Here is a 16,173-nt window from a genome sequence, read left to right as displayed (position 1 = left end):
CCCCGAATCAGTCAGGAGGAAAGGAGGCGCCATGAACGCCCACAATTCCCAGCCGAATCAGTTCGGTTGGCTCGTCACGGACTTCACCGAGCGAGTTCCCGGTGTTGCCCACGCAGTTGTCGTCTCGGCTGACGGACTGCTGCTGACCGCCTCGGCGAAGTTGCCCACCGATCGCGCCGATCAGCTCGCCGCCGTCGCGTCCGGCCTGCTCAGCCTCACCCAGGGGGCGGCCCGCTGCTTCGAGGCAGGCGCGGTCACCGAGACCGTCGTCGAGATGGAGCGCGGCCTGATGCTGCAGATGGCCATCAGCGACGGGTCCTGCCTGACTGTGCTGGCAGCACCCCAGTGCGACATGGGTTTGATCGCCTACGAGATGACCCTTCTGGTCGAGCGCGTCGGCCAGATCCTGACGCCGGAACTGCGCTCGCAACTCCAGGGAACGAGCCGAGTGATGACCGGACAGTCGGTGTGAGGCGAAGATGAGCGAAGGTCCGGACCCGACTGGGCAACACCGGTGGCGTACCCCCGACTCGCCGGAAAGCGACAGCGTAGCGGGGGTTTTCAACCGGTTCACCCTGGACAGTGGTCGCCGCGGGTGGCGCCGGAAACGTGCGCAGAAGGACCCCGGACCGCAGGGAAAGACCGAGCCGACCGCAGGCGAACGCACTTCTCGAGCAAGTTCGTCCGCCTCCGGCGCATCCACTCCCGAACCCCCGTGGCCTGCCGCCGAGGGCCACGCCGGGCCAGATCTGGCGCACGCGATGGAGTACGAGATGGAGTACGGGATGGCAGCGGACACCTCGCCGAACGGTGAAGCGATGTCCACCTCCATCCGTCCGTACGCGTGGACCGGTGGGCGGACGAGGTCCAACCACCACCTCGAGCTGGAAACGCTGGTTTCGGCGAGCGAGTTCTGCACGCCGGAACGGTTGCGGCGCGCCGAGCACCACTCGATCTCCGAGATCTGCCTGCATCCCCGGTCGGTCGCCGAAGTGGGCGCGATGCTCGGAGTGCCGCTCGGCGTGGCCAAGGTGCTGCTCGGTGACATGGCGGATCTGGGGCTGATCACCGTGCACGAAACCGTGAGCGACAACAGCAGCTCGTCGCACTTCCTGTTGATGGAGCGCGTCCTGAGCGGACTCCGCCGACTCTGACTCCCCCAAACTTGCTGAAACGCAGAAACCCAGCTTTGACTTGATGACTGAAGTGGGCAGACATGAATCCTGATACGCAAGCCCGACCTGACTCCCCCCGCAGGTCACAGACCACCACATCGGCGAAGATCGTCGTCGCGGGTGGGTTCGGCGCCGGCAAAACCACATTCGTCGGTTCAGTGTCGGAAATCGTGCCACTGACCACCGAAGCGGTCATGACCGAGGCGAGCCAGGGCATCGATGACCTGCACGCCACCCCCAACAAGCAGACGACGACCGTCGCCATGGACTTCGGCCGGCTGTCGCTCGACTCGGACCTGATCCTCTACCTGTTCGGCACTCCCGGGCAGCACCGTTTCTGGTTCATGTGGGACGACCTGGTGCGCGGCGCGATCGGCGCGGTGGTGCTGGTCGACACGCGACGGTTGGCCGACTGCTTCTCGGCCATCGACTTCTTCGAGGACCGGAAGCTGCCCTACATCGTCGGGCTCAACTGCTTCGACGGGAACCTGCACCACCGCGTGCAGGAGGTCCGGGAAGCGATGGCGATCCCCGACGACGTGCCGATCGTCACCTGCGATGCCCGAAACCGGGAGTCCACCAAGCAATCCCTGATCCGGCTCGTCGAATACGCGATGCAGTGGTGGATGCAGAGGCATCCGGAGGAGCAGGGGAACCTTTCTGCCACTCGCTGACCGGGACTCGCTCGGTGGGTATCGAAGCACTTCACGGCGGTGTTGCCGGGAGAAGAGCTCCCATACCCACCCGGCAACCGGATCTCCACCCGTTCAGGGGATGCCGACACACGCACCTTCCTTGACTGGTTCCCCGATTTCATGCCGCGCATGCGGATAGTTCTACGCATGCGCAACACGATCGCCGCCAGAGCGGCCGCTTTGAACCTCGACCGCCGCGTCTACCGGGTCTCCGAACTCGCCCAGCTCGGGATCAGCCAGTCCAAGGCTTATCGCTGGGCTCGCGCCGATGGTCCGTGGACCCGTCTGGCGCCCGGGATCGTGCTCGTCGCGCCCGGCCCGGTGACGGTGCGGGACCGCATCGACGCTGCGCTGTTGCGCGCCGGGCCGGACGCGATGCTCACCGGCCTGCACGCTGCACGGCTGCACGGGTTGAAGTCCCCTCCCGAATCGGCTGACGTCCACGTGCTCATCCCGCACCGCCAGAAGATCCAGAGCTACGCGGGAACGAGGGTCGAGCGCACCACCCGCCTGCCGAAACCTGTTCTCATCGACGGCATCCCGGTCGCGCCTCCGGTGCGAGCGGTGATGGACGGTTCCCGCACTTTCCTGTCGGCGGAGCTGACCCGGCGGATCCTGTTCGAGGCTGTCCAGGCGGAGAACCTGTGCCGGTTCGAGGAGCTACTGGAGGAGATGGAGCGCGGAAGCCGCCGGGGCACGGCGATTCCGCGCGCGACGCTGCGCGCCCACAGGTCGGAGCTCTCACCGCCGCGCGATTTCCGGTGGGTATTGCCACTTCCCGATCCCGCGAAGCCGCCACCTGCCGTCCGGCGGACCAGTCGGCGCCGACGTCCGTTCTGGATGTTCGGTCGCGCCGTCCTCAAGGCACTGGTGCCGAGTCCGTGATGCCGGCCCGGTGGTCGTCGACCGGCTTTCCGGCGATGTCCACGGCCCGGCCTGCGGGTACAGGCGTGGCTGTGGGGAGCCAACTCCTCGCGACCCGCCAGGCGGTGTCGATCAAGGCTCCGGAGTGCGCGAACGAGTAGGGCGAAAGCCCGACGATGGAGGGGGCCGGTACCACGTACAGCTCGCAGCGTGGGGCGTTGACCTGCATGTCCAGGCGGGCTGCTGAAACCATCGCTGCGCCCAGAGCGGCCCCGTTGACCCCGCTGACCGAGCGCGGCGGTGTCTTCGGCGGCGGCCAGGTCGCGATCGATCCGATCGTGCGACGCCGATCCGGCTTGAACTCGAACGGCTCGGTACCGCCGCAGGGCAGCACGAACACGCGTTGCGCACCCTGCTCGACGGCGCGACTGATCGGCATGAACGCCGCAGGACCCCCATCGACCAGCCATCGACCACCGAGTTCCACAGGGGGGAACATCCCGGGAATCGAACAAGACGCCACCAGCGGAGGCAGAGCCGGGCCGTCTTCGAAGTAGACGGCTTCACCGGTGTCGAGGTCGGTCGCGGTCACGGTCACGGGGATCGCGGCCTGCTCCAGCCTGCGGAAGGGCAGGGTTTCGTGCAGCCAGCGAGCCAGCCCGTGGTTGCCCATGATGTGGTTGGACAGCCCGAGCTTGCCCGCGAGGATCCTGGTCGGCTCGATCGGGAACACGTCAGCCCGCCGCATCGACTTCCACAGCTCACGCAGCTTCTCGACACCGCGCACGGTCGGATCGCCGGCGACCCACGCCGCGTTCAGCGAGCCCGCGGAGGTGCCCACGACGAGGTCCGGTTCGATGCCGGACTCGAACAGTGCCGTTGCCAGACCGGCTTGAATGGCCCCGAAGGTGGAGCCACCGGGCAGGACCCATGCTGTGCGCATCAGCTCGTTCCCTCCTGCGTTCACCTTTGCGCAAGAGTAGCGAGGAACGCGGTATTCGCAGCTCAGGCGTCGCCGGGATCACCACGCCTGCGCTGGCGCTTGACCTCGGCGCGTCGCTTCTTGCCCGCCAGACGTCGCCGTTGCGAGCCCTTGGTCGGTTTGGTGGGGCGACGCTTCGCGGCCGGCGGTGCCACGGCGGCGGCCAGCACAGCGGCGAGGCGTTCCCGAGCTATCTGGCGATTGGCCAGCTGCGCGCGGTTCTCGGAGGCGGTGATCGTGAGCACGCCGTCTGCGAGGCGGTTTCCGAGCCGTTCGAGCGCACGAGCGCGCAGCACCTCGGGAATCGACGGCGAGCGCGCCAGGTCGAAGGAGAGCTCCACGCGCGAGTCAGTGGTGTTGACTCCTTGACCACCTGGCCCGGACGACCTGGAGAAGCGCTCGGAAAGCTCCGCGGGCGGAATGCTCCAGGCACTGGTGATGGGCAGGTCGTCGGCCATGCGCCCAGCATGCCGCACGCCTTCCGCTGATCACAGCGGCACCTTCCCAGGCAGGCTTGGGGCCCTCTCCGTGCCGTGGATGGCAGAAAGGGTCCCAAGCTGCGCGTCAGCTGCCCGCGGGCCGCCAGCCGGCGACACCACCGGGGACGGGGGCATCGGCGGCGTACGGGGTGCGAGTGAAGATGAAGGTGTTCAGGTTGAGGTGGTTGGGCTTGCCGTCGGCGTCTCGGCCGATGCGCAGGATCTCGCCCGCGTAGTAGCCGTCCAGACCGGTCCAGGTGCCGTCGCCGTTGGGGTGGAAGCGAGACGCCCTGCCTCGGCGCCCGTGCCCGAGCCGGAGATCGAGCAGCCCGTCGCTGAGGATCCGCAGCACGTGCGGGGACGGCCCCCAGTACCACTCACCTGTCAGCTCGAGCAGGCTCATGTCCACGTCCGGGCGCGGTGTCCAGGGCTCCGGGATGCGCGGTTCGTGCTCGGCCAGCGCGTCGAGCAGGTCCGTGCCCAGCGCACCGGTGACACCGGCCGTGGTGTTGGCCATGAAGATCACCGCTTCGGCCTCGACCGGGTCGGTCCAGACGCTCGCCAGGAACCCCGGCATCGAGCCGCTGTGACCGGCCAGGCGTCGACCGTTGTGCCGCAGCAGCTGGAAGCCGAGCCCGTAGCCGGAACGCCACTCGGGCCCGTCATCGACCGAACCGGGCACGCGCATCTCCGCGACCGTGTCCGGATGCAGCACTTCCCCGGTGTCGCCCATGACGAATCGTGCCCACCGGGTCATGTCGTCGAAGGTGGACCACAGCTGTCCTGCGGGTGCCATCGCTCCCGCGTCCTCGGCGGGCTCCGGCAGCACGACGTCCGCCCACGGGTGCACGGCCAAGCCCTCGGCGTGCGGTGCGACCGGGCTCAGGGTGGTGCGGCGCATGTCGAGCGGGCGCAAGATCTCGCGGTCCATCACCTCGTGCCACGCGGCACCGCGAAGCCTCGCGACCAGTTCTCCCAGGATCCCGAAACCGACGTTCGAGTAGTGGAACTGGTGTCGCGGGGTGGGGCGGAGCGCGCTGTCGTCGATGGTGGCGAGCAGTTCCTCAGGTGTTCCGCCAGGTGTGCGTTCCCACCACTGCCCGGCGGGTTCAGCGGTCAGCCCGCTGCACTGGCTGAGGATCTCGCCGATGCTGCGGTTGCCCAGCGATGTGCCGGGCAGGTGTTCGTCGAGCTTGTCGGCGAGGTCGAGGCGGCCTTCATCACGCAGCCGCATCACCAGCACACCCACGAACGTCTTCGTGATCGAACCAACCCGGTACTGGGTGTCCGTCGTGGCGTGGGCCCCGTTTACCTGGCCTCGCGAGCCGACCCAGATCGTCTCTCCGTCGCGCACCAGGCCGGCGATCAGGGACGGAACGCGGTTTTCACTCTGTTCCACGGCCAGGCGTCGCAGCAGCACGCGCTGGGTGGAGGGCAGCAGACTCGTCACCATGCCTCAATGCTGTCACGCCAAAGGGCGTGCGCACGCACGTTCTCCGCGGTCCGTTCGACCAAAGTGGAAGGAAGGTTCCCCTGCTCCGCTCACGCCTTGCGGCTGCGCCGCTCGACACCCTTGCTGATCCCCTGTTTCACCTCGGGGAATCGCACGGGCAGCTTTCCGATCATGATGAGCACGAGGATGAGCAGCGCCAGGACGATCCAGCCGCTCCACCCCAGCAGCCCGACGACAGCGTTGTCTACGGGGTGCCCGGCCTGGCTGAAGATCAACGCCAACGCGCCCGCCGAGTTGAGGAAGCCGTGCGCGATCGCAGCGGGCCACACGCTGTCCGATGCCAGTCGCAGCCAGCTCAGCAACGTTCCCACCAGCACGCAGAAGCAGCCCATCATCAGGAACGACACCACGACCGGCACCGTCGGGTAGTTGTACCCGAGGAGCAAGATCGGCGCGTGCCACAGCCCCCACAGGACACCGGAGGTCAGGAACGCACCGGGCTGCCCGAGGGGCAGCAGCGCCTTGGTCAGGTATCCGCGCCAACCGAGTTCCTCACCGAGCGCGGGCAGCGAGTGAACCCAACCGAGCAGGAAGACCTGGGCGATGTGGGTCAGCGCGAGCGTCGTGGGCGATGCTTGGTCCTGCTCGCCGACGACAGTGGTCCCGGTCTGCTCCACGAGTCCCGAGAACCCGGTCCAGTCCGCTTCGTAGACACCGAGCAGGTAACCGACGACGAGAGCGAGCAGCATCGCCAGCAGCGGTCCGGCGAAGCCCAGCAGGGCGTAGTGCCACCACTTCCGAATTCCGCCTGGATTGGTGAGTCCCAGAGCCCGCTGAGGCTGCGGGGCGGGGCTGATCCACTTGTTGACCACCAGCGCCGCGACCGCGGGCGTGAACATCATGAGCGTGAGCGAGACCGGCGCCCATTTCCACGAGAGTCCCTCGCCCGTCAGCCAGAGCGGCGCGCTCAACAACCAGGCGGGCAGGTAGGCGAGGACCACGAACCAGACGGTGCCGCGAACATCCACTCGATCACGCTCGGAAACCACGCTGGCATTTTGCCAACGTTTTCTGAGTTATCGCTGAGCACAACCTGGGGAAGCGAAAAAAGGGAGCCTTCCTGTCATCCGAAATGACAGGAAGGCTCCCATGCTCACATCCGCTTACGGCGTCGGGCCGCCGGGCGGTGGCGATGCGGGCGGTGCCGGGGTGCCCGGGAGCGGTACCGTCGGCAGCCCGTTGTGGATCTTCACCATCGCGTCGAACCAGGTGCGCGCCGGCACCTTGCCGCCGTAGATGTTGCCGCCGCCACCGCACAGGAAGGGCGGCGAGTCACCGCCACCGTCGCAGATGCCTTCCGGCCGCTTGCCGTCGGAGTAGGTCAGCACAGCGCCCGCCATCTGCGGGGTCGCGGCCAGGAATGCCGCCGACTTGTGCTCCTGGGTGGTACCGGTCTTGCCGATCATCGGGCGGTTCCACTGGACGGCTTGGGCAGCCGCCCGGGAGGTTCCCTCGGTGTCGTCCTTGCTCAGGCCTTGGGCGAGGGCAGTGGCCACTGCTGGCGCCACCGCCTGCTCGCACGCGGGCTCGTCGAGCTGTACGGGGTTGCCGTAGCGGTCCTTGACCTCTTCGATCGGCGTCGGCGGGCAGTAGACGCCGTCGCTCATGATCGTGGCCGCGACGTTGGACAGCTCCAGCACGCTGGTCGGCGTGAAGCCGAGGGTGAAGGAGCCGTTGTTGTGGCGCTTGATCGAGTCGCCCAGCGAAGGCCCGTTGGAACCGTCGTCCTTGAGGGTCGAGCCCAGCGAGTTGACGCCGTTGATGCTCTTGCGCATGCCGAGCTTGGCGGCCATGTCGACGGCGTTGTTCAGACCGGCGCGTTCCAGCAGTGCGACGAAGCCGGTGTTCGGCGAGGTCGCCAACGCCATCTGCAGCGTCCGCGGCCCCGGCCTGACGCCGTCGGCGTTGTGCACGGTGTAGGGCGCGAGACCGTTCTTGTAGACGCGCGAGGTGTAGCTGGCGGGGACGTCGATCGTGTCGTAGATGCTCATCCCGCGCTCGATCGCGGCGCCAGCGGTGAAGATCTTGTAGATCGACCCTGCGCCGAACGGCTGCACTCGGCTGACGATGTCGTAGGCCGTCTGCCCCTTGCTGGGGTCGTTGCCGAAGTCGCGGTTGGCGACCAGGGCGCGGACCTTGTGCTTGTCCTTGCCCGGTTCGACGACCGACATCGCGTTGGCGATTCCCTCGGTCTGGGTCGGGACCTGCTTCTGCGCGGCCTGCTTCGCCGAGTCGGAGGCGTTGCGGTCCAGAGTCGTGCGGATCGTGTAGCCGCCGACCTTCAACTTGTCGGTGTCGATCCCGTAGCGCTCGAGGTAGTCGCGGACGTAGGTGCAGAAGAAGCCGTCGGTGGTGCCGTCACCGATGCCGACGCAGCCGTTCGGCGGACGTCCCAGCGGGGAGAGCACCCCCAAGGGCTCCTGCTTGGCGATCTCGGCGTCTTCCTTGGTGATGCGGATGTCGTTGTTGCTGTCGGCCATCAGGTCGATGACCAGGTTGCGTCGCGCCAGCGCGTCCTGCGGGTTGCTGTTGGGGTTCAGCGATCCCGGCTGGTTGACCACCGCGGCCAGCAGTGCGGACTGGGCGATCGTCAGCTTGTCGGGCGTCGTGCCGAAGTAGGTCTGGGCGGCCGCGCCGACGCCGAAGGTCTGGTTGCCGAAGGGCACCACGTTGAGATAGCCGGTGAGGATCTCTTCCTTGGACATGGTGCGTTCGAGCTCGACGGCGATCTTGGCTTCGCGGAGCTTCCGCGCGACCGTGGTCTCCTTGGCCTGCTCGGCCTCGAGCTCGTTGGTGGCCGCGACGTGCACCAGGTAGTTCTTCACGTACTGCTGGGTGATCGTGGAAGCGCCCTGCGCGGTCTCGCCACTGCCGATGTTGGTGGCGAGCGCGCGGATCGTGCCGTGCCAGTCCACGCCGCCGTGATGCCAGTACCGCTTGTCCTCGACCGCGGTGATGGCGGCCTTCATGGTGTCGGCGATCTGCTCGGGCCGAGTTTCGACCCGGTAGTCCTTGAAGAAGTAGGCGATGGGTTTGCCGTTGCGGTCGGTGACGGTCGACACCTGCGGCATTTCCCGTTTCGCGAGCGAAGTCGACATTTTCGACATGGCTTGGGTGGTCTGGTTGACCATCGCCCCAGCCCCGGTCGCAACGGGCAGCAGTAAAGCCGCCACGAGTACGCCGGCAAGGACGCACAGTCCGAACATCTTCAACAGCACGCCGCTGCGCACGCCAGCCCCTATCACCAAAGTGTCCGCAAGATCCGGCCACCGACCGCGGGACGCGGTGCCTGCGCACGCCCCCGCCCACCGATCCCAGCGGTCAGGAAGAACCACCGGCTTCCGCTGCGCGGAAGCAATCGGCATCATTTCTCTTTGCCGTCAACCAGTTCGTTGATATCACACCCGGCCGTGCCGCCTGCGTGCTACCGAACAACTGAACTCGACTCGAAACCGACACGTCCAGGGATCACATAACTACACTTCGTGACAGAACGGTTCCCTTGCTCGCGGAGGACACATGACCGACCCGTTCCTGGATTCGTTGGCCACCGCCCTGGGCGGGCAGGCCGCCACCGCCCTGGGGGCTGCGGGGACGATGTCGTTGGTGAAGGTCCGCGAATTGCTTCACCGCAGGTCGAAGCACGACCCCGACACGCAGGCCGCGTTGGAGGCCGCGGAGCGCGACGACGCGGGCCCCGCTCAGATCACCGCGTTGGCCCAGCGTCTGGGCGAGGTGTGCGCGGAGGACGCGGAGTTCGCCGAACAGCTGCGCCACGAGGGTGCCGCCGTGCACAACGAGATCACGGCTTCGGACAACGTGGTCAACATCAACAAGGGCCAGGTCACGAACCTGGTGCAGACCCGCGAGATCAACGGCGGGATCACCTTCAACTAGCGCGCTGAATCCGACTCGTTGAGCCCGGCCAGGTACCTGTTGTACTCGGCGAGCTCCGGATCTTCATCGGCGTTGACGGGCGGCGCCGGGGGCGGCACGAGGGGCCGCGTCCGGCGCTGTTCTGCTTCTTCGGGCGCTGTCGCCGGTTGGTTCTCCTCGGCCGCTGCCTCGGAACTGCTACCCGGTTCGTCCTCGCCGCGCTGCTGCGCGAAGTCCATGCGGATCAGCTTGATCCAGAGGAAGATCGTGAAGGCGCCGAACAGCGGCCACTGCAGCGCGTAGCCGAGGTTCTGGAAGCTGCCACCCGCGTCGTGCGCGCGGTCCCACTGCCACACGGCGAGGAAACCGGTGGCGATCGTGGCCACGAGGAACAGGACATGCAGAAGCAGCCAACGTGGGGTCAACAGGCTGCGCAACACGCGTCCGATTCTAGGCGCTCGGGACACCCGGTGGCGGCCCGGCACCTGTCGGCCCGGCCACCGGCCACGGTCCGTAACTCCCGCGCCTGCCACGCCGGACGCCCCCTTGTGGCCGAATGCACAGGCCGATGAGGCCCTTCATCTGGCGCGCTCGCGTGCGAGTGACAGGAAGGTTCCCATGCTCACGCCCACCGGCGGGCGGCCAGGACGCGGCAGGCCAGCAGCAGTGCGCCGGTGATCGCGAAAGTTGTGGGGTACCCGGTGGAGGCGATGAGCACGCCGAAGCCGATCGCGCCGAGCCCGTGGCCGCCGTCGTAGGCGATGTTCCAGGCGGTGCTGGCCGTCGCCGAGTCGACGCGTTCGAGCATGAGGATCAAGGTGGTGTTCTGCACCGCCCCGAATCCGGCGCCGAACACCGCCGCGCCCGCCAGCGCCACCGGGTCCGCGGTCCACGCCGCCAGCGCCAGCAGCAGCACTCCGAGCCCGCCCAGCAGGGCCGATGGCGCGAGCACTCCGCGCTGCCCGAACCGGTCCCCCAGGTGGCCTGCCAGCCAGCGGCCGAGCATCGTCGCGGCGGCGAAGATCAGCAGCGCGGCCGGTGCGACCGAGGAGTCGACGGCCAGCGGGAGGAAGGCGGTCAGCCCACCGGCGGCGGCCGTGTTGACGGCCATGATCGTCCAGGACGGCAGCAAGGTGGCCGTGCTGGCCGGTGCCGCTCGTTTCGGGTCCTTGAGGCGCACCCGCTCCACGCCCAGCGCGGTCAGGGCGGCCAGCATGGGCACCGCACCGGCGGCCCAGAACAGCGGGCCGAACCCGATTCGGCTGCTCAACCACACGCCTGCGGGCAGGAGTGCGACGTTCGGCAGGCCGATGGCCAGGCCGTAGTAGGCGGCCGCTCGGCCTCGCTGGGCGATCGGCACCAGTTCTGCGGTCAGCGCCGATCCGGTGACCGTCAGGATCCCGAAGCCGACCCCGCGCAAGGCTGAAACCCCGAGCAGCACCCACATGTCGGTGGAGAGCGCGAACAGCGGCGTGGGAGCGCCGATCAGCAAGGTGCCGAGCGCGAACAGGGCGCGGCAGTCGACGCGTTTGAGCAGCCACGGCATCAACACCTGGGTGAGCACCGTGACCAGCATGAACACCGCGTTGGTCGCTCCGGCGGCGACCTCACCGGCTCCTCCTGCGACCGCCCACAGCGGCACCACGGGCAGCAGCAGCGCGTACCCGGAGAAGCCGCCGACCGTCGCGATCAGCAGGAAGCGGAACGATCGCTGCTGCAGCGGTGTCGGTGATCCGGAAGAGACGGGTGTTCGCACCTGCCCTTGATAGGCCGCGGAACCACGTCATGTCCATTCGGGCGCCTTCGCGCGATATCCGAGTTGTGCCCTCTTGGCCGATTGTGCGTTTCGTGTCGAGCGGTTTGTCTGAGGCGCGTTTCGGCTACGGCAAGGAGTCTGGTAATGCACCGATTACGAGCCCTGGCGCTGGCGAGCGTCGTCGTGGGAGCCGCATTCGTCCCATCGACCGCTGCGGCGCCGCGAACGGCGGCCGCACCACCTCCGTGCAGCGAGGAACCGCGGGAGAACCCGGTGAGCGAGTTCACCAGCTACGACGAGCTGCTGGTGGAGCTCGACCGCATCGAGCGGGTCAGCACCGGTCGCGTGTCGGTCGAGGAGGTGGGCAGCTCCAACCGGGGGCGCGGCATGATGCTCGCCCGGGTCGGCACCGGCCCCAAGGTCGTGTTCATCACGGCTGAGATCCACGGCAACGAGAAGACCGGCCCTGACGCGCTGCTCGACGTCCTCGACTACTTGGGCACCTCCGATTCGACCGCGGCGCAGCGGGTCCGCGATCAGCTGACGGTCGTGGCGATGCCGAAGATCAACCCGGATGCGGCGTCGCTGGACAGGCGCGGCAACGACATGACGTGGCAGGAAGCGCAGTCGCAGTTCCCGCAGCTGGCCGCCTCCCCGCCACCGTGGAACTACATCACCGGACAGCGGCAGGGCGACGACTACTCGCAGCGCCCGGGTTTCGACGTCAACCGCGACTACCACCCGGATCTGGAGTACCAGCCGCAGCCGCAGGACTTCCCGGGCAGCAGCGATCGGCCCGGGTGGTTCATCAGCCCGGAAACCCAGACTGTCCGGGACGTCTACAAGGGGCTCCGCGCTGAGTTCGGGTCGGTCGACACCTACGTCGACCTCCACCACCAGGGGGCCTGCTACACGGTTCCCGGCACTGATCGGTTCGTGACCATGAGCCTGTCCGGCAAGTTCGTCGCCGATCCGCGAACGCCCGAAGGCTCGGCGTTCGCCGATTTCGCCGGCACCTACCGGCCGGAGTACTCCAAGCAGCTCAACGTGGCTGCCTACAACGCCTTGCAGAGCGCGGCCGAGCAGCGCCCCGACTTCGGCAACATCACGTTGTACCCGCAGGACATCAACCTGCCGGGTACGGGGCTCGGGGCTTTCCAGCTCAACGGCAGCGGAGCTGTGCTGTTCGAGGTGCGCGGTCAGACCCAGACCTTGGGCGAGCAGCACCGGGAGATGCTCACCAAGACCGTCTATATCGGACTGGACGGGATCCTGTCCTCGATCGCGAGCGGAGAGGTGACGCAGCTCGACCCGGCCTCGTACGACCAGATCCCACCCACCGACCGCGGGGAGCGGACGCTGAGCCGGACCACCGACGTCGAGGACTGACCTCGTTCACCCGGTGCCGCCGGGGCGTGCCGATCGCCTCAGCACCGGCCTCGATCAGGTGGAATGACAGGAAGGTTCCCATGCTCCGCACGGGCACGACGAGCGGACGCGGGGCCGTGGTGATCTTCGGAGGGGGTTGGTGTTCCGCCGCGTGGCGGAACACCAACCGCGCACACGGCGAGTTAGTGCAGGGGCGCATGGGGCGCGCCGGGGGGGCGGTGGGCCTCTGCGGTGGGGGGGGGGGTCCCCCCGCGGGGCGCAACACCAACCGCTCACTCGTCGAGTTCTTCCAGTGCCGCTTGGGCCGCTTCGAGTTCGGCCCGGAGCTCTTCGACGCGGGCCCGGTGCTGTTCGCGGGCGGCTTCGATCAGCGGCTCGACGGCCGCGGCCACGTCGTCGTGCAGCAGCTTGGCCGCTTGGGCGACGGCGTTGGCCGGCACCTGCGTCGGTTTGACCAGCTTGCGCTTGGTGCTGGCGACTTCAACGCTCCACTGACCGTCTTGATCAGCGGTGAGCGTGACGACGGCGCCGCCGATCTGCTGCTTGGTCTGCCGCGGCTTGCGGCGCGCCGCAGCGGTGTCGGCGGGCTTGGCCGCGGTGTGGGTTCGCGGCTTGCCCGGCTGCTCAGCTGGTTTCGACGCCGGTTTCTCGGCCGGTTTCGGCGCGGTGTCCTGGCTGGGCTTGCTCGCCTGGGTTTTCGCGGCGGGCTTGGCCGGCTCCGGCGTGGACTTCTTGCGGGGTGGTTTGACCTGGGTGATCTCTGCGGTCGAGAAGGACAGGACGTCCTTCGAACCGGCCGGGCGGACTTGGATGAAGTCCCCTTCGGCCGGTTCGCCGAGCGCGATCACCTTGCCGGAGCGCCCTTCTTGGACACCGACGGCGGAGCTGGTGAACCACACCGTCGGTGTGGTTCCAGCGCTGAGTTCCTCGCGGATTGCGCGCAGTTCATCGGACGACAGCGGTGACATCGCCGCCCCTAGCTAGGGTGCGCCCCGATCGGGGCTGCTCGACAGTGACCCGAGCACTATATCGAACGCTCGTGCGAAGCTTCAACGGGGTTCGGCGATCGGATCACCTCAGCGGGCGGAGACCTCGTAGTCGGCGAAGTCCACCTTCCTCGTGCGCATCCAGTACTTCCAGGTGAAACCGGGCCACAGCGTGCGGTTCACGCCGTTCTCGTCGAGGTACCAGCTCCGGCACCCACCGACCGACCACACCTCTCCGCCCAGCTCCTCCTGGATCTCGCGGTTGAACGCGTCCTGCACGGGCTGGCGGACGTCGACCTGCCCGATCTCGCCCTCGTGGATCCGGCGAATGCAGTCGAGCACGTAGTTCAGCTGCGACTCGATCATGAACACGACCGAGTTGTGGCCGAGCCCGGTGTTCGGGCCGAGCAGGAAGAACAGGTTGGGGAACCCGGAAACGGTGATGCCGAGGTAGGTCTCGGCGCCGTCGCGCCAGGTGTCCTGGAGCTTGCGCCCCTCACGTCCGACGATGGCGAGGTGGTCGTAGGCATCGGTGACGTGGAAACCGGTGCCGTAGATGATGGCGTCGACCTCGTGCTCCTGACCGTCGCCGGTCACCACGGAGTTCTTCCGCACCTCGGCGACACCGCTGGTGTCGACGTCCACGTTGGACCGGTTGAGCGCCGGGTAGTAGTCGCTGGAGAGCAGGATGCGCTTGCAGCCCATCGAGTAGTCCGGCGTGACGGCCTCGCGCAGCTTCGGATCGGAGAACGTCTTGCGGATGTAGCGCTTGGACAGCCATTCGGCGGCTTTGCCCAGGTTCTTGTTGAACACCGCGAAGTAGCGGCCCTCGAGGATCCAGTACATCGCCACGCGCGCGGCGCGCTGCGTGAGCGGGACGTTGCGGAACAGCTTCTTGACCGACTCGGGGATCGCCCGGTCCGGCTTGGGCTGGATCCACGGGGGCGTGCGCTGGAACAGGTGCAGCTTCTCGGCCTGCTCGGCGACCCGCGGCACGAACTGGATGGCGCTGGCGCCGGTGCCCACGACCGCGACGCGCTTCCCCCTCAGGTCGTAGTCGTGGTTCCACTCCGCCGAGTGGAAGATCTCGCCCTCGAAGTCCTGCACGCCCGGCAGCTCGGGATAGCTGGGGATGTGCAGGGCGCCGACGCCCGAGACCAGCGCCCGGCCGACGTACTCGGTGCCGTCACCGGTGGTGACCAGCCAGGTCTTGGCCTGCTCGTCGTACTCGGCACCGGTGAACTCCACCCCGTGGTGCACGTGGTCGCGAACCCCGTACTTGTCGGCGCAGTGGCTCAGGTACTCGTTGATCTCGCCCTGCTCGGCGAACAGCCGCGACCAGTTCGGGTTCTGCTCGAACGAGAACGAGTACATCAGCGAGGGAACGTCGCAGGCGCAGCCCGGGTAGGTGTTGTCCCGCCAGGTCCCGCCGAGGTCGGAGGACTTCTCCAGCACGATGAAGTCATCGATGCCGGCCTGCTTGAGCTTGATCGCCATGCCGAGACCGGAGAAACCGGTTCCGACGATGACCACCGAAGTCTCGTATCGACGCTGGCCAGGCGACTGCCTCTGCACCATCAGAGCCCCTCCCTCGGACACCGGCACGCTATCTACTCCGCAGTAGGCTACTACGAGTAGGTTACTTGCGGTAGGGTTGATTTGTGACGAGCTCTCCTGCCATCGGCGGCCGCAAGCGGATGTCCCGGGCCGAGCGCGAGGCGCAGATCCTGGAAGTCGCCGAGCGCGTGTTCGCCAACGACGGCTACCAAACGAGCTCGATGGACGACATCGCAGGTCAGGTGGGCCTGTCCAAGCCGATGCTCTACGAGTACTTCGGCTCCAAGGAAGGACTGCTGCTGGCCTGCCTGCGGCGCTCCAAGAGCGAGCTGCTGGAAGCCACCAGCCACGCCGCCGCGCACGCCGCCAGCACCGAGCAGCTGCTCTACGACTGCCTGCTCGCGTTCTTCCGCTTCGGGGATGAGCACCAGCAGGCCTGGGCGCTGCTGCGCAACGAGTTCTCCATCCCCAACGCCACGGTCAACACCGAACTCGAGGCCATCCGCATCCAGCAGCGGGACTTCACCGCCGATCTGCTGCGCAAGGTCCGCGAGGACCTCGACGACGAGCAGGCCGAGGCCTACGCGGAGTCGATCATCGGCGCGAGCGAGCGCCTGGCGCTCTGGCGGGAACACCGCCCCGAGGTCACCGCGGAGAAGGCCACCGAGCACATGATCGCGTTGTTCGCCCCCGGCCTGGGCTTCTGAGCAGCAGGGTCCCACCGCGCCGACCGGTGCGTGGGAACCTTCCTGTCATTCCGCCGCCCGTCGGACGGCGCAGGGTCCGCGCATGGGAGCCTTCCTGCCAAAGCCTGCCCCGCAGCCGCGCACCGAATTCACTCGTTCGGACTGCATCAGTCGATCACGACTCAAGATCCTCAACCGCGTCTCCGATGTCGAGT

General features: G+C 67.6%; 16 protein-coding genes. 7 read left to right on the top strand and 9 right to left on the bottom strand.

The features are described 5' to 3' along the window. Nucleotides 1–31 precede the first annotated feature (31 nt). The 4 genes from R4I43_RS12645 to R4I43_RS12630 all read left to right on the top strand — a co-directional run bounded on the left by R4I43_RS12645 (nt 32) and on the right by R4I43_RS12630 (nt 2,755). Nucleotides 32–472: a roadblock/LC7 domain-containing protein gene (locus tag R4I43_RS12645; RefSeq protein ID WP_324265889.1), complete on the top strand. Its 441-nt coding sequence runs from the start codon at nt 32–34 to the stop codon at nt 470–472. A gap of 301 nt (nt 473–773) precedes the next feature. Beyond that, nucleotides 774–1,154, top strand: coding sequence for a DUF742 domain-containing protein (locus tag R4I43_RS12640; protein ID WP_324265784.1), 381 nt, complete (start codon nt 774–776; stop codon nt 1,152–1,154). A 62-nt stretch (nt 1,155–1,216) separates the two neighbouring features. After that, nucleotides 1,217–1,849: a GTP-binding protein gene (locus R4I43_RS12635; RefSeq protein ID WP_324265783.1), complete on the top strand. Its 633-nt coding sequence runs from the start codon at nt 1,217–1,219 to the stop codon at nt 1,847–1,849. Between the two features lie 168 nt (nt 1,850–2,017). Further along, nucleotides 2,018–2,755: a hypothetical protein gene (locus tag R4I43_RS12630; protein WP_324265782.1), complete on the top strand. Its 738-nt coding sequence runs from the start codon at nt 2,018–2,020 to the stop codon at nt 2,753–2,755. Here the strand turns inward: R4I43_RS12630 and R4I43_RS12625 are convergent. The 5 genes from R4I43_RS12625 to R4I43_RS12605 form a co-directional block, all read right to left on the bottom strand. Continuing rightward, entirely contained in the window at nt 2,730–3,677 is a 948-nt protein-coding gene (locus R4I43_RS12625; protein ID WP_324265781.1) for a patatin-like phospholipase family protein, read from the bottom strand. The two genes, R4I43_RS12630 and R4I43_RS12625, sit on opposite strands and share 26 nt — an antisense overlap. A gap of 62 nt (nt 3,678–3,739) precedes the next feature. Further along, nucleotides 3,740–4,174, bottom strand: a complete 435-nt coding sequence (gene arfB / locus R4I43_RS12620; RefSeq protein WP_324265780.1) for an alternative ribosome rescue aminoacyl-tRNA hydrolase ArfB — start codon at nt 4,172–4,174, stop codon at nt 3,740–3,742. Nucleotides 4,175–4,280: 106 nt separating this feature from the next. Continuing rightward, nucleotides 4,281–5,648, bottom strand: coding sequence for a serine hydrolase domain-containing protein (locus R4I43_RS12615; protein ID WP_324265779.1), 1,368 nt, complete (start codon nt 5,646–5,648; stop codon nt 4,281–4,283). Between the two features lie 89 nt (nt 5,649–5,737). Then, entirely contained in the window at nt 5,738–6,697 is a 960-nt protein-coding gene (locus R4I43_RS12610; protein WP_324265778.1) for a CPBP family intramembrane glutamic endopeptidase, read from the bottom strand. Between the two features lie 114 nt (nt 6,698–6,811). After that, nucleotides 6,812–8,914 carry a transglycosylase domain-containing protein gene (locus R4I43_RS12605; protein WP_324265888.1) on the bottom strand — a complete coding sequence of 701 codons (2,103 nt, stop codon included), beginning with the start codon at nt 8,912–8,914 and terminating at the stop codon, nt 6,812–6,814. A 313-nt stretch (nt 8,915–9,227) separates the two neighbouring features. Between R4I43_RS12605 and R4I43_RS12600 the strand changes: the two genes are divergently transcribed. Beyond that, nucleotides 9,228–9,605 (top strand): hypothetical protein, encoded by a 378-nt coding sequence (locus R4I43_RS12600; RefSeq protein WP_324265777.1) that lies wholly within the window; start codon nt 9,228–9,230, stop codon nt 9,603–9,605. Here R4I43_RS12600 and R4I43_RS12595 read toward each other — a convergent pair. Together R4I43_RS12595 and R4I43_RS12590 are read right to left on the bottom strand one after the other, a co-directional pair. After that, nucleotides 9,602–10,024, bottom strand: a complete 423-nt coding sequence (locus R4I43_RS12595; RefSeq protein WP_324265776.1) for a hypothetical protein — start codon at nt 10,022–10,024, stop codon at nt 9,602–9,604. The two genes, R4I43_RS12600 and R4I43_RS12595, sit on opposite strands and share 4 nt — an antisense overlap. Nucleotides 10,025–10,206: 182 nt before the next feature. Beyond that, complete coding sequence (locus R4I43_RS12590) at nt 10,207–11,340, bottom strand: MFS transporter (RefSeq protein WP_324265775.1); 1,134 nt, start codon at nt 11,338–11,340, stop codon at nt 10,207–10,209. Nucleotides 11,341–11,484: 144 nt separating this feature from the next. Here R4I43_RS12590 and R4I43_RS12585 point away from each other — a divergent pair, with 144 nt between their 5' ends. Next, nucleotides 11,485–12,729, top strand: coding sequence for a M14 family zinc carboxypeptidase (locus R4I43_RS12585; RefSeq protein WP_407691234.1), 1,245 nt, complete (start codon nt 11,485–11,487; stop codon nt 12,727–12,729). A 272-nt stretch (nt 12,730–13,001) separates the two neighbouring features. Here the strand turns inward: R4I43_RS12585 and R4I43_RS12580 are convergent, their stop codons facing one another. Together R4I43_RS12580 and R4I43_RS12575 are read right to left on the bottom strand one after the other, a co-directional pair. Next, a complete protein-coding gene (locus tag R4I43_RS12580; RefSeq protein WP_324265773.1) occupies nt 13,002–13,697 on the bottom strand; it encodes a DUF6319 family protein in 696 nt (231 codons plus the stop codon). A gap of 108 nt (nt 13,698–13,805) precedes the next feature. Further along, entirely contained in the window at nt 13,806–15,293 is a 1,488-nt protein-coding gene (locus tag R4I43_RS12575) for a flavin-containing monooxygenase (protein ID WP_324265772.1), read from the bottom strand. 83 nt (nt 15,294–15,376) lie between these two features. On the opposite strand from R4I43_RS12575, the gene R4I43_RS12570 reads away from it, so the two are divergent. Beyond that, nucleotides 15,377–15,979 carry a TetR/AcrR family transcriptional regulator gene (locus R4I43_RS12570; protein WP_324265771.1) on the top strand — a complete coding sequence of 201 codons (603 nt, stop codon included), beginning with the start codon at nt 15,377–15,379 and terminating at the stop codon, nt 15,977–15,979. Nucleotides 15,980–16,173 lie beyond the last annotated feature (194 nt).

It is taken from the genome of Saccharopolyspora mangrovi (assembly GCF_035320975.1).
Taxonomy (GTDB): domain Bacteria; phylum Actinomycetota; class Actinomycetes; order Mycobacteriales; family Pseudonocardiaceae; genus Saccharopolyspora; species Saccharopolyspora mangrovi.
This window is presented reverse-complemented; position numbering and strand designations above follow the sequence as displayed.

Excerpts from the sequence above, each read along its gene's own strand:
- R4I43_RS12645 (WP_324265889.1), top strand. The coding sequence starts at position 32 with ATGAACGCCCACAATTCCCAGCCGAATCAGTTCGGTTGGCTCGTCACG.
- R4I43_RS12640 (WP_324265784.1), top strand. The coding sequence starts at position 774 with ATGGAGTACGGGATGGCAGCGGACACCTCGCCGAACGGTGAAGCGATG.
- arfB (WP_324265780.1), bottom strand. The coding sequence starts at position 4,174 with ATGGCCGACGACCTGCCCATCACCAGTGCCTGGAGCATTCCGCCCGCG.
- R4I43_RS12630 (WP_324265782.1), top strand. The coding sequence starts at position 2,018 with ATGCGCAACACGATCGCCGCCAGAGCGGCCGCTTTGAACCTCGACCGC.
- R4I43_RS12635 (WP_324265783.1), top strand. The coding sequence starts at position 1,217 with ATGAATCCTGATACGCAAGCCCGACCTGACTCCCCCCGCAGGTCACAG.
- R4I43_RS12625 (WP_324265781.1), bottom strand. The coding sequence starts at position 3,677 with ATGCGCACAGCATGGGTCCTGCCCGGTGGCTCCACCTTCGGGGCCATT.
- R4I43_RS12575 (WP_324265772.1), bottom strand. The coding sequence starts at position 15,293 with ATGGTGCAGAGGCAGTCGCCTGGCCAGCGTCGATACGAGACTTCGGTG.
- R4I43_RS12600 (WP_324265777.1), top strand. The coding sequence starts at position 9,228 with ATGACCGACCCGTTCCTGGATTCGTTGGCCACCGCCCTGGGCGGGCAG.
- R4I43_RS12585 (WP_407691234.1), top strand. The coding sequence starts at position 11,485 with ATGCACCGATTACGAGCCCTGGCGCTGGCGAGCGTCGTCGTGGGAGCC.
- R4I43_RS12580 (WP_324265773.1), bottom strand. The coding sequence starts at position 13,697 with ATGTCACCGCTGTCGTCCGATGAACTGCGCGCAATCCGCGAGGAACTC.
- R4I43_RS12605 (WP_324265888.1), bottom strand. The coding sequence starts at position 8,914 with ATGTTCGGACTGTGCGTCCTTGCCGGCGTACTCGTGGCGGCTTTACTG.
- R4I43_RS12615 (WP_324265779.1), bottom strand. The coding sequence starts at position 5,648 with ATGGTGACGAGTCTGCTGCCCTCCACCCAGCGCGTGCTGCTGCGACGC.